This is a genomic window from Pseudomonas sp. AC252 (genome assembly GCF_979258105.1).
Map to the genome: position 1 here is coordinate 1214246 of NZ_OZ409837.1, position 12974 is coordinate 1227219.

8 protein-coding genes are annotated in these 12974 nt (G+C 62.7%); 5 read left to right on the plus strand and 3 right to left on the minus strand.

Translation table 11 applies throughout. The features are described from left to right. Nucleotides 1–84 precede the first annotated feature (84 nt). Nucleotides 85–4371, plus strand: coding sequence for a DEAD/DEAH box helicase (locus ACZZZ4_RS05675; RefSeq protein ID WP_463547414.1), 4287 nt, complete (start codon nt 85–87; stop codon nt 4369–4371). A gap of 124 nt (nt 4372–4495) precedes the next feature. Here ACZZZ4_RS05675 and ACZZZ4_RS05680 read toward each other — a convergent pair whose 3' ends face one another. Beyond that, complete coding sequence (locus tag ACZZZ4_RS05680) at nt 4496–6598, minus strand: mechanosensitive ion channel family protein (RefSeq protein WP_463547415.1); 2103 nt, start codon at nt 6596–6598, stop codon at nt 4496–4498. 291 nt (nt 6599–6889) lie between these two features. Between ACZZZ4_RS05680 and ACZZZ4_RS05685 the strand changes: the two genes are divergently transcribed. Genes ACZZZ4_RS05685 through ACZZZ4_RS05700 form a run of 4 tightly spaced genes read left to right on the plus strand, consistent with a single transcriptional unit; the run spans nt 6890 to nt 10864 of the window. Further along, nucleotides 6890–7816 (plus strand): DUF72 domain-containing protein, encoded by a 927-nt coding sequence (locus ACZZZ4_RS05685; RefSeq protein WP_463547416.1) that lies wholly within the window; start codon nt 6890–6892, stop codon nt 7814–7816. Further along, nucleotides 7813–8610: an endonuclease/exonuclease/phosphatase family protein gene (locus tag ACZZZ4_RS05690; RefSeq protein WP_310409112.1), complete on the plus strand. Its 798-nt coding sequence runs from the start codon at nt 7813–7815 to the stop codon at nt 8608–8610. Before ACZZZ4_RS05685 ends, ACZZZ4_RS05690 begins: the two co-directional genes overlap by 4 nt. Continuing rightward, nucleotides 8607–9881, plus strand: a complete 1275-nt coding sequence (gene clsB / locus ACZZZ4_RS05695; protein ID WP_415761285.1) for a cardiolipin synthase ClsB — start codon at nt 8607–8609, stop codon at nt 9879–9881. The genes ACZZZ4_RS05690 and clsB overlap by 4 nt, the downstream gene beginning before the upstream one ends. Then, complete coding sequence (locus ACZZZ4_RS05700) at nt 9878–10864, plus strand: lysylphosphatidylglycerol synthase domain-containing protein (protein ID WP_463547417.1); 987 nt, start codon at nt 9878–9880, stop codon at nt 10862–10864. The genes clsB and ACZZZ4_RS05700 overlap by 4 nt, the downstream gene beginning before the upstream one ends. Nucleotides 10865–10975: 111 nt before the next feature. On the opposite strand, the gene ACZZZ4_RS05705 is transcribed toward ACZZZ4_RS05700, so the two are convergent. Next, nucleotides 10976–11734: an alpha/beta hydrolase family protein gene (locus ACZZZ4_RS05705; protein ID WP_039761927.1), complete on the minus strand. Its 759-nt coding sequence runs from the start codon at nt 11732–11734 to the stop codon at nt 10976–10978. Continuing rightward, a complete protein-coding gene (locus tag ACZZZ4_RS05710) occupies nt 11724–12833 on the minus strand; it encodes a DUF3182 family protein (RefSeq protein ID WP_463547418.1) in 1110 nt (369 codons plus the stop codon). The genes ACZZZ4_RS05705 and ACZZZ4_RS05710 overlap by 11 nt, the downstream gene beginning before the upstream one ends. Between the last annotated feature and the right edge of the window lie 141 nt (nt 12834–12974).

The window sequence follows — 12974 nt, forward strand, 5'->3', positions numbered from 1 at the left end:
GCTTGCCGACGATAAGGGCCTGACTGTCTCTGAGATCTCCGGCGGTACTTGCATCTTCCCGCCTCCGCCCGCATAACTTCCGTCATGAATCTGCCCCTCCCTGCCAACAGCGCGCTGGCCGGCTTTCACCCCGCCGTCAGCGCCTGGTTCAACAAGACTTTCCCGGCGGTCACCGCCGCTCAGGCGCGTGCGTGGCCGTTGATTCGCCAGCGCCGGTCGACGCTGATCGCCGCGCCCACCGGCTCGGGCAAGACCCTGACCGCGTTCCTCGCCGTGCTCGATGAGCTCGTGCACCGAGGTCTGGAGCATCCTGACGGTCTGCCCGCTGAAACCCTGGTGGTCTATGTCTCGCCGTTAAAGGCACTGTCCAACGACATTCAGATCAATCTGCAGAATCCGCTCGCTGGCATCACGGCGCAGTTGCGCGAAATGGGCCTGCCGGAGCTGACCATCACCACCGCCGTACGCACTGGCGACACGCCGCAGAAAGACCGCGCCGCGATGCGCAAGATCGCGCCGCACATTCTCGTGACCACGCCGGAATCGCTGTACGTGCTGCTTGGCTCGGAATCCGGGCGCAGGATGCTCGGCACCACGCGCACGGTGATCATCGACGAAATCCACGCGATGGCCGCCGGCAAGCGCGGCAGTCATCTGTCCTTGAGCCTTGAACGCCTGCAAGCGCTGTGCGCCGAACCGCTGACCCGCATCGGCCTGTCCGCCACGCAAAAACCGGTGGAAGCCGTGGCGCAGTTCCTGGTCGGTCACGATCGCCCCTGCGAAATCGTCGACATCGGCCACGCCCGCCCGCGAGACCTGGGCATTGAAGTGCCGCCGGTGCCGTTGTCGGCGGTGATGGCCACTGATGTCTGGGGACTGGTATATGACCGCCTCGCCGAACTCGCCCGCGAGCACCGCACCACGCTGATTTTCGTCAACACCCGACGCCTTGCCGAGCGCCTCAGCCGCCATCTGAGCGAACGCCTCGGCAAGCAGGCGGTGGCGGCGCACCACGGCAGCCTCGCCAAAGAGTTTCGCCTCGACGCCGAACAGCGCCTCAAGCGTGGCGAGTTGCAGGTACTGATCGCCACCGCGTCGCTGGAGCTGGGCATCGATATCGGTGAAGTCGACCTGGTCTGCCAGATCAGTTCGCCGCGTTCGATTGCCGCGTTTCTGCAAAGGGTTGGTCGCTCCGGACACCAGGTCGGCGGCACGCCCAAGGGTCGTCTGTTCGCCACCACCCGCGACGACCTGATCGAGTGCGCCGCCCTGCTCGACTGCGTGCGCCGGGGCGAGCTCGATACGCTGCACATTCCGGAAAAACCGCTGGACGTGCTGGCGCAGCAGATCATTGCCGAGGTCAGTTGTCAGGAATGGTCGGAGGACGCCTTGCTGGCGATGTTCCGCCGTGCCTGGCCCTATCGCGATCTCGACGAAAAACACTATCAGGCCCTGCTGAGCATGCTCGCCGAAGGCTACAACGGCCGCCAAGGCATCCGCAGCGCCTACTTGCACCGCGACGCCGTCAGTCGCACCTTGCGCGGCCGGCGTGGTGCGCAACTGACCGCCGTGACCAGCGGCGGCACCATCCCGGACAACGCCGACTACAGCGTGCTGCTCGAACCCCAGGGTTTGAACATCGGCAGCGTCAACGAAGACTTCGCCGTGGAAAGTATCGCCGGCGATGTGTTCCAGCTCGGCAATACCTCGTACCGCATCCTGCGGGTGGAGAGCGGTAAGGTGCGCGTCGAGGATGCCCAGGGCATGCCGCCGACCATTCCGTTCTGGCTCGGCGAAGCGCCGGGGCGCAGTGATGAATTGTCGGCCGCCGCCGCGCGCCTGCAAGCGCAGCTGGATGAGCTGCTCAGCGCAACCCCGGGCAATCTGCAACCGGCGCTCGACTGGCTGACCACTACACTCGGCCTCAACCTCGCCAGCGCCGAGCAACTGGTCGAATATCTGGCGCGCGCACGACAAACCCTCGGCGCCCTGCCCTCGCAGGACACGCTGTTGATGGAGCGGTTTTTCGACGAGTCCGGCGGCACCCAACTGATCATTCACACGCCGTTCGGCAGCCGCATCAACCGCGCTTGGGGCCTGGCCCTGCGCAAGCGTTTCTGCCGCACCTTCAACTTCGAGTTGCAGGCCGCTGCCAGCGAAGACGCGATCGTCTTGTCGCTCTCGACCAGCCACAGTTTCGAGCTCGATGAAGTCTGGCGTTACCTGCACAGCAACAGCGCTGAACACACGCTCATTCAAGCGGTGCTTGATGCGCCATTGTTCGGCGTGCGCTGGCGCTGGAATGCCGGGGTGGCGCTGGCGTTGCCGCGTTTTACCGGCGGGCGCAAAGTCGCTCCGCAACTGCAACGGATGAAAAGCGAAGACCTCATCGCCAGCGTCTTCCCCGATCAAATCGCCTGCTTGGAAAACCTCGCCGGCGAGCGCGAAGTCCCCGATCATCCCTTGGTGGAACAGACCCTCGACGATTGCCTGCACGAAGCGATGGACAGCGAAGGCTGGCTGACCCTGCTGCGGCGCATGGAGCGTGGCGAGGTGCGCCTGATCGCCCGGGATTTACCGGCGCCGTCGCCGCTGGCGGCAGAAATCCTCAGCGCCCGACCCTACACGTTTCTCGACGACGCGCCGCTTGAGGAACGCCGCACGCAAGCGGTGATCAATCGACGCTGGAGCGATCCGCAGTCGACCGATGACCTCGGCGCGCTCGATGCCGACGCGATCACCGCAGTGCGCGAAGAAGCCTGGCCGTCGCCCGATTCCATGGATGAAATGCACGAGGCGCTGATGAGCCTCGCCGGCATCAGCGACGCCGAAGCGCGTGCCAACCCGGGCTGGCCGGACTGGCTGCAAAAGCTGATGGCCAGCGGCCGCGCCTGCCTGTTGCAGATCGACGCCGAGCATCAGTTGTGGCTGGCTCGCGAACGCTTGAGTTGCCTGCAGGCACTTTATCCACAGGCCACGCTGCTGACTGAGGCGGTGGCACTGCCCGGCTTCGACGAGGCGTGGACATTCGATGAGGCGCTGGTCGAAGTGATTCGCGCCCGCCTCGGTGCGTTCGGGCCAACCCCGTTGCCGGCCATCGCCGAGCCGCTGGCCTTGCCAGCCGCGCAAGTCAATCAGGCCCTCGCGCAACTGGAACGCGAAGGTTATGTGTTGCGCGGCCAGTTCACGCCAAACGGCGCAATAGAAGAATGGTGCGAACGCCATCTGCTGGCGCGCATCCATCGCTATACGGTCAAGCGCCTGCGCCGGGAAATCGAACCGGTGGCATTACAGGACTTCATGCGCTTTCTGTTCGACTGGCAGCATCTGACGCCAGCCACCCAAGGTCAGGGCAGCGCGGTGTTGCCGGCGATTGTCGGCCAGTTCGAAGGCTACCCGGCGGCAGCTTCGGCGTGGGACAGCGACATCCTGCCGGCGCGCCTCAAGGACTATTCGCCGAGCTGGCTGGACGACCTGTGCCGCAACGGCAAACTGGTGTGGACGCGCATCAGCGCGCGGCAGAAGGTCGGCGGCTCGGCATTGCGCAGTACACCGATTGTGCTGCTGCCGCGTGGCCAAGTGGGTTTGTGGAGTGCATTGTCTGAACAGACGCCCGTAAGCGAGTTATCGCCGAAAACACAGAAAGTCTTCGAGGCGCTGAGTCAGCAAGGCGCGTTGTTTTTTGATGAGCTGATACACGAAGCGCGCCTGCTGCGCAGCGAACTGGAAATCGCCCTGCAGGAACTGGTCGCAGCAGGTTTGGTGAACGCCGACAGCTTCGCCGGCCTGCGCGCGCTGATCACCCCGGCGAGCAAACGCCAGCAGCGCAGCAGTCGTCGCGGGCGCGGCGCGTTTATCGGAGGTATGGACGATGCCGGGCGCTGGGCATTGCTGCGCCGAGGTTCGTCAGCCGACGCCGCCGAGACGCTCGAACATGTCGCCATGACCCTGCTGCGCCGCTACGGCGTGGTGTTCTGGCGCTTGCTGGAACGCGAAGCGGACTGGCTGCCGAGCTGGCGGGAATTGCTGCGCACCTTTCATCGCCTGGAGGCGCGGGGCGAGATTCGTGGCGGGCGGTTTGTCAGTGGTCTGGCTGGCGAGCAGTTTGCCTTGCCCGAAGCCATTCCCTTGCTGCGCGAAGTACGCCGACGCCCGCAGGACGGCAGCCTGGTGGCGGTGTGCGGGGTTGATCCATTGAACCTGGCCGGGACGTTGTTGCCGGGTGCGAAAGTACCGGCGCTGGCGAGCAATCGGCTGGTGTATCGCGATGGGGTGCCGGTGGCGGCGATGGTTGCGGGCAAGCCGCAGATCTGGGGGGAATGGGATCAGGTGATCGTTGAGCAGATAGGCAGGAAACTCATCCGCAATTGAGGGTGTCTGTTCTGGCCTCATCGCGGGCAAGCCCGCTCCCACAGGGTTTTTTGCGTTGTACACAAAACCAATGTGGGAGCGGGCTTGCCCGCGATGAGGCCGGGACATGCACGCATAATTCAGATCAGGTCCGCGACTCCTGAGGCATATCCGCCGCAACCACCGCCCCCTCCTCCTGCCGCTTCGGCAACAGCACCTGCTGTGGATAAGTCTGCGCAAAATGCACGTTCGGGGTGTTATCCACAAGCTTCTTCAAGCGCTGGTTGAACGCGCGGCTCACCGCATATTGCCCACCGGACACCGTGCGAAATTGCGCCGTCAACACCACGCCGTTGAGGTCCATCTTGTCCACCCCGAACACATCCAGCGGCCCTTGCAGGTTGTACTTGAGGAACGGGTCTTCGCGGATCGAATCGCCGGCCTCGCGGATCAGCTCGATGGCCTTGTCGACGTCGGTGTCGTAAGTGAACTGCACCGAGAAAAATGCGAAGGCGAACTGGCGTGATTGGTTGGTCACGGCCTTGATCTGGCCGAACGGCACCGAGTGCACAAAACCCTTGCCGTCACGCAGGCGCAAGGTGCGAATGGTCAGGCCTTCCACGGTGCCGGCATGGCCGGAATCGAGCACCACCCAGTCGCCGATCGACAGGGTGTCTTCGATGATGATGAACAGGCCTGTAATCACGTCCTGCACCAGTTGCTGCGAACCGAAGCCGATGGCCAGACCGACCACCCCCGCACCGGCCAATAGCGGCGCGACGTTGATGCCGAGATTGGCCATGGTGGTGATCGCGCAGATCACCACGAGGATGATTTTGATCGCGTTGCGCAACAGCGGCAGGATGGTTTTCACCCGTGTGCTCGGCTGGCGTGCTCCGCGTTTGCTGACCGGTGGCTTCAGCGCTTCCTGAATCGCCGTGTCGAGCACCACCCACAGCAGCCACGTCACCAAAAAGATCAGGCCGATGCTGCTCAAGGCATTGCTGATCGCCCGGCCGACCGTGCTGCTCTGAGCGAAATCGAGCAACGACACGCCCCAGATCCGCCCGAGAATATCGATGAACACAATCGCCATGACGATCCGCAGCAACGCATGCAACAGGCTGAGAAAGCGTTCCTTGTAGGCACTGCTGCGCTGGATCGCCTCAGCCTTGCGCGACTTGAACAGGTGCTGCAACACCGTGCTGAGAAACACCGTGGCGATCAGCAGCACGGTGGTGAACAAGGCGCAGCGCAGGGCTTTCTGATTGTCCTCGCCGATGCCGATCAGGCTGACCGCCGAGACCAGCACCATCAGCACGATCGGCCAATACCACAGCCCGGAAAATATCCGCAGCGACTCCTGCAGCGACGGTTGTTTCAAACGCTGGGTCAACGGGCGATTGCGGATCAGGTGCGCCACCGGCCGGCGCAGGCGAATCACCAGCAAGCCGAAAATCACCGAGGCGATCAGCCCGGTGAACACGGCGATACTGCTGGTGATATTACCGCCCAGTTGCCGGGCGATCTGCGGGCTGGTCAGGGCATCGCTTAGGGCGGCGAGAAAGCCGATCAGGAACAGCGGGCGCGGGCAGTATTCGCGGATGATTAGCGCGGCGGTGCGCTTGTGGCCGACGTTGAACATCACCACCACGCACAGCAACATCGACGTGGAAAAAATCCCGCTGCTGGTGGCGTAAGCCAGACACAGCGCCAGCGCCCGCCCCACCGAACCTTGCAGAAAATGGCTGACATACAGCGTCAGCGGCAGGCAGATCAGCGCCGGCACGGTGAACGGCAGCACGTAGCCGAGCAGATCCTGACTGCGCTGGCGGGTGCGCAGCCAGCGCCCCTCACGCAGACGCTTGGCCAGCAAACTGCCGAGCACCGTCAGCAGGGCGAAACTGCCCAGCCAGACGCCCGACAACGTGAGGAAATCCCCGGCCACGCTCCAGCCCGAGCGGTTCGATGGCTGCTTGACCAGCCTGTCGACCTCATCCGCCGCGCGATCGGCGCGCAAACGCCAGGCGTCGACCAAGTGTTCGTTGAGATCGAGTTTTTCTTGCACATCGTCAATGCTCGTACTGATCGCCCCGAGCAGACCGCCCTGCACCAGCGGCTCCGGTTCGGCAGGTTTTTCCGCCGTCTCAGCGGGAGCTGGAACGCCCGGCAGCGCGGCGGCTTGCGATATGTTGACGCTGAAGCACAGCAGCGCTCCCAGCACAATGGCGATCCTGAAATGGCGCAAAACTCCGATCTCCCGTGGCTGACCCTGATAAGGAACTGATCGGTAATTGCGCGGCAAGTTCAGCGACCAGAGCCACACACAGCCCCTGTGGGAGCGAGCCTGCTCGCGAAAGCGCTGGCTCAGTCAACGGATCATTTACCGACAGTCCGTATTCGCGAGCAGGCTCGCTCCCACAATGAGTCGCAAGGAATTCCCAATCGCGACCGTCCGTAACACCACCGAAACTTTCCCGCCCCCGCCGCAGTCATCACAGAACATCGGCAACACGAGGACTTTCTACGGGAGGATGGGATGGCGACGATTCACATCGGTATTTCAGGCTGGCGCTACGCCCCGTGGCGCGGGGATTTCTACCCGAAGGGACTGGCGCAGAAGCGCGAATTGCAGTTCGCCTCCCGCGCAGTCAACAGCATCGAAATCAATGGATCGTTCTACGCCCTGCAACGCCCTGAACGTTACGCCCAGTGGTACGCCGAAACCCCCGATGACTTCGTGTTCAGCGTCAAGGCGCCGCGCTTCATCACCCATGTGCGCCGTTTGCGCGAAATCGAAAAACCGCTGGCGAATTTCTTTGCCTCGGGCGTGCTGGAGCTGAAGGAAAAACTCGGGCCGATCCTTTGGCAGTTTCCGCCGAATTTCAAATTCGACGCCGAGCGCTTCGACCAGTTTCTCGCGCAACTGCCCCACGATACCGAGGCTGCAGCCGCCCTCGCCCGCCAGCACGATTCGCATCTGCCCGGCCACGCCAGCGTCAAGGTCTGGCGCAAAAAACCGCTGCGCCACGCAGTGGAAATCCGTCATGAAAGTTTCATTGACCCGGAGTTCGTACGCCTGCTCAAGCGCCATAGCGTGGCGCTGGTGGTCGCTGACACCGCCGGCAAATGGCCGTACCGCGAAGACCTCACCAGCGACTTCGTCTACCTGCGCCTGCACGGCGCCGAAGAGCTCTACGCCAGCGGTTATTCCGAACAAGCGCTCAAGCGCTGGGCCGAGCGTATCGACGCCTGGCATCACGGTAAACAGCCAGAGGACGCCCACCTGATAGCGCCACGCCTGAAACCCCGCGCACGCAAATCGCGCGAAGTGTTCTGCTACTTCGACAACGACATCAAAGTCCGCGCGCCCTACGACGCACGCAACCTGTTGCAGCGCTTCGACCTCGATAAAGACCTGGCCACGACTCCCGGGCAAGTTGCCGCAGAAGGAGTTCTGTCATGAGCATTCCCGAACCGGTCGGTTTCACCGACGAAGGCTCCGTGGTTGCGCCCTCGGTGCGCACCTTCACCGTACTGACGGTCAACACCCACAAAGGCTTCACTGCGCTGAACCGGCGTTTCATTCTGCCGGAGCTGCGTGAGGCGGTGCGCAGCGTCGCCGCCGACGTGGTGTTTCTGCAGGAAGTGCATGGCACCCACGAGCAGCATCCGAAACGCTACGACAACTGGCCGACGATGCCGCAATACGAGTTCCTCGCCGACAGCCTCTGGCCGCAGTTCGCTTACGGGCGCAACGCGGTGTACCCGGCGGGCGATCACGGCAATGCGCTGCTGTCGAAATTCCAGATCATCCGCCACGACAACCTCGACGTGTCGATCAGCGGCCATGAAAACCGCGGCTTGTTGCATTGCGTGCTGCGCCTGCCCGGTGACGGCACCGAAGTGCACGCGATCTGCGTGCATCTGGGCCTGCGCGAGAGCCATCGCAATGCGCAACTGGATTTGCTGATGCAACGCCTTGCCGAACTGCCCGACGATGCGCCAGTGATCGTCGCCGGTGATTTCAATGACTGGCGCCAGCGTGCCGATGCGCAGCTCAAGCCCTGTGGCCTGCGTGAAGTGTTCGCTGAACACCACGGCAAACCGGCGCGCAGTTTTCCCGCGCGGCTGCCAGCGCTGCGACTCGACCGCATCTACGTGCGCAACCTCAAGGCCAGCCGGCCAAAAGTATTGACCAACCGGCCCTGGTCCCATCTTTCCGACCACGCACCGTTATCGGTGGAGATTGAACTATGAACAGTGCGCCACTGGAGAAATCCGCCGTCGACCCGGTCACGCTGAACCCGCCGGTGCGCGAACCCGGCCACGTTGACGTCGAGTATCAATGGCACAGCAACAACCGCGTAGAGCTGCTGGAGAACGGCGAGGAATATTTCCCCCGCGTGTTCGAAGCGATGCGCGCGGCCAAGAGCGAGATCCTGCTGGAGACCTTCATCGTCTTCGAAGACAAGGTCGGCGCCGAGTTGCAGCAGATCCTCATCGAAGCCGCCCAGCGCGGCGTGCGCACCACGGTCAGCCTCGACGGCTTCGGCTGCGGCGAGCTGAGCACCGGCTATCTGTCGGCCCTCAGCGATGCCGGCGTGCATTTGCAGATCTTCGATCCCGCGCCCAAGCACCTGGGCATTCGCACCAACTGGTTCCGCCGCTTGCACCGCAAGATCGTGGTGGTCGACGGTTTGATCGCGTTCATCGGCGGGATCAATTTTTCCGGCGATCATCTGGCCGACTTCGGCCCTGAAGCCAAGCAGGATTACTCGGTCGAAATCCAGGGCCCGGTGGTCGCCGATATCCACCACTTCGCCCTGCTGCAAAGCGGTCGCCCCGGACGCGCGCGGTTCTGGTGGCAACGCCGGCGCCAGCGTCTGGAGGAAATGGCCTTCACCGATCACGATGGCCAGGTACGCCTGGTGTTCCGTGACAACGATCAACACAACACAGATATCGAAGACGTCTATCTGCAGGTGCTGCGCAAGGCCAAGCGCCGGGTGATCATCGCCAACGCCTATTTCTTCCCCGGCTACCGTTTGCTGCGCGAGATCCGCAACGCCGCGCGCCGTGGCGTCGAGGTGCGGCTGATCCTGCAAGGCCAGCCGGACATGCTCGTCGCCAAACTGGCAGCGCGCATGACCTACGATTATCTGCTGCGTGCCGGCGTGCAGATTCACGAATACTGCCAGCGCCCGCTGCACGGCAAGGTCGCGCTGGTCGACGATGACTGGAGCACCGTCGGCTCGAGCAATCTGGACCCGCTGAGCCTGTCCTTGAATCTGGAAGCCAACGTACTGATCCGCGATCGCGCGTTCAATCAGCACCTGTACGAGCGTCTCGAAGACCTCAGCCAGAACCACTGCAAAGCCATGGACGCGAAGCTGTTGCCGCGTGGGCGCATCTGGCACATGACCGTGGGCTTTCTGGTGTTCCACTTCCTGCGGCACTTCCCGGCCATGGCCGGTTGGCTGCCGGCGCATAAACCGCGTCTGAAGCCTTTCCGAGGTGCGCGTCCATGAGTCATTTCGAAGTGCACTCCGATAACCATTCGGCACCAGCGGCGCCGTCGAAATGGAGCCGCTGGAAACGTCCGCTGACCCTCCTGTTTTTCCTCGCGTTGATCGTCCTGTTGACGATGTTCGCCACCCGCATCGAATGGACCGAGGTGCTGGAGACCCTCGCCGATTTCAAAGTGCGCACACTGATCATCGCCGCCAGCCTGACCCTGCTGAGCTTTCTGGTGTACGCCAGTTTCGACCTGATCGGCCGCACTTACATTCGGCAAGATCTGACCTGGAAGCAGATCCTGCCGGTGGGCATCATCAGTTACGCCTTCAACCTCAATCTCAGCGCGTGGGTCGGCGGCATCGCCATGCGCTATCGCCTGTATTCGCGGCTCGGCGTGAGCAAGGGCAACATCGCCAAGATTCTTGGCCTGAGCCTGGCGACCAACTGGTTCGGCTACATGACCATCGCCGGCGTGGTGTTCAGCAGCGGTCTGGTGCGTATGCCGCCAGGCTGGAAACTGAGCAGTGATGCGCTGCAACTGGTGGGTGTGTTGTTGCTGTTGGTCAGCGCCGGGTATCTGGCGGCGTGCCAGTTTTCCAAACGTCGCGAGTGGTCGATACGCGGCGTGGAAATCAACCTGCCGTCGCTGCGCATGGCGGTCCTGCAATTGCTCTTGGGCGCGTTGAACTGGTCACTGATGGCGGCGGTAATCTTCACTCTGCTGCCAAGCAAACTGGATTATCCGCTGGTGCTGGGCGTGCTGTTGATCAGCGCGATTGCCGGGGTCATCACGCACATTCCGGCGGGGCTGGGTGTGCTTGAAGCTGTGTTTGTGGCGTTGCTGCAACATGAGGCATCGCGGGGCAGTCTGGTCGCGGGATTGCTGGCGTATCGGGCGATTTATTTCCTGCTGCCGCTGTTGATTACGGTGGTGATGTATCTGGTGGTGGAAGCCAAGGCCAAGGCGTTGCGCATCGAGAAGAAACCTTCCTGACCATGCATTGCTGCTGATGGCCCTTTCGCGAGCAGGCTCGCTCCCACATTTGAAATGCGCTCAACCTGTGGGAGCGAGCCTGCTCGCGAAGGGGCCGGTACATGCGAAACATCATCTGGATTGGATAATGCTCAACCGCTCCCCCACCACCATCTCGGTAATCCAGTCCACCAGGATAGAGGTATAGGCCTGCTGCGACACCGGATCACTCAAGGCGTGATCCGCGCCATCGATGATCCGGTGCGTCAACGAGTGAGTCTGCTGACACGCGGCGCGGTAACTCATGATCGTCGCGTGCGGCACGAAGTCGTCGGTTTCCGACTCCACCAGCAGCACGTCGCCAGTGAATTGCGAGCAGGCATGCAGGGCGCGATTGCTGTCGGCGCGTACCAGCGTGCTGCGGTAGTCACGCAGATCGGCTTTATCCAGATCGCGCTTGGGCGTGTGCCATTGCTCGTCGCGGTACAGCGCCGGCACGCGCAGCGCCAGCCAGCGCACCGGGCGCAATGACGTCAGGATCGAGGCCAGATAGCCGCCATAACTGGTGCCGACCACAGCGATCGCAGAGGTATCCAGCGCCGGGTGCGCCAACAGGCGATCATAAGCCGCCAGCAAGTCACGCAGATTGTCTTCACGGGTCACGCGGGTCAGCGGAATTCCGGTGCCGCCGGTGTGCCCGCGCAAGTCGAAGGTCAGGCAAACGCAACCCAGGCCGGCGATGCCTTTGGCCCGTTCCAGATCACGTTCCTGACTGCCGCCCCAACCGTGAACGAACAACACCCCCGGGACTTTCGATTTGGGACTGAGAAACGTCCCGCTCATCTGTTCGTCATCGATGTCGATTTGAATGCTTTCGCTTCTAGCCGTCATAGGATTGGACCGTTACGTATTTGAGAAGAAACGCGCTGTTTTCCGCCGGGCCGCGATAGACCTCGATGGCGTCCGCCGGCAGCGCCTGATCGGTATAGGTTTCCACCGACGACACGCGGATGGCGCGCATCTGTGGATCGTTGACGAAGCTTTGCAACGCGGCCACTTCAGCGCTGCTGGCGCCGCCCATGCGCCAGGATTGTTCGAGCACGCCGCTGCGCGGGTTGCCGCTGGCGTCGAGACCTTGGGCGATATCGTAATTGCGCCGCGAGGCGAAAAAGCGCGGGTAGGCTTCGTTGGCGGCGCTGTCGAATACCTGCGCCTGTTCGATGGCCAGACGCACATGATCAGGCAGATCCAGCGCGAGCAATTGGTCATAGCCCCCTTGCACCACCAGCAGATTCGAACCGCCGTAGACCTCTTCGCCCTGGCCGTCCTCGGTCAAGTACTGCTCGCCGCAGTAGCTCAACACCTTTCCGCCGATGAACGACTGGCCGACGCTGTGGGTGACGACGTTGCTCAAGTCCTGCTCCAGCACTACGCCGTCGCTGAACAGGCTTTGCGCCTCGGGCCGCGCGAGGATCTCATCGAACGCGTCGAGGCTTTTGACCACTTCCTGACCGCGCCCGGCGCAAGCATGAACCGGCTTCAGGCGAATCGGCCCGGCGTACAGCAGATGCTCGGCGGCGGGCCGCGCATCTTCCAGGGCGAATACGCTGAGACCGTCGAGCACAACGTTGCGCACCCGCTCCGAGAACAGCGGCGACCAGCCCTGCGGCGCGTGCGCCAAATGGCTGCGCAAGCCGTGGCTGATGGCTTTGGTGCAGATGAAATCGTATTCGACGTAACCGCCCCACAAGTCATCGGGGCCTTTGATTCCCAGCGCTTGAGCGTGGGCAGCGCCAACAATGGTTTGCGTTGGCAGCAGATACAGCTCGCGACCCTGATGTTTGGCCGGATCGTAACTGCCGCCGAATTTGCAACCGAGGATTTGCGCCAGCCAGCGCGCCAGGGCCTTGTTGGTCTCGACTTCATGTTGCGGTGCCTCGGTACGCACCGAATGAGCAACGACGATTTTCTTGCTGGGTGTCGGGGTCATGCGTTCCCCTTTTATCAGTCGATGGGTTCACTCAGGGAAAGTGCAGAGATCAGGCCAATCAACGATCCCCACGGACCGCCCGGTAATCGGGTGTTTGCCCCTGAAGTGCTGGCATCACGCCTGTTTCAAACTGCACGACGG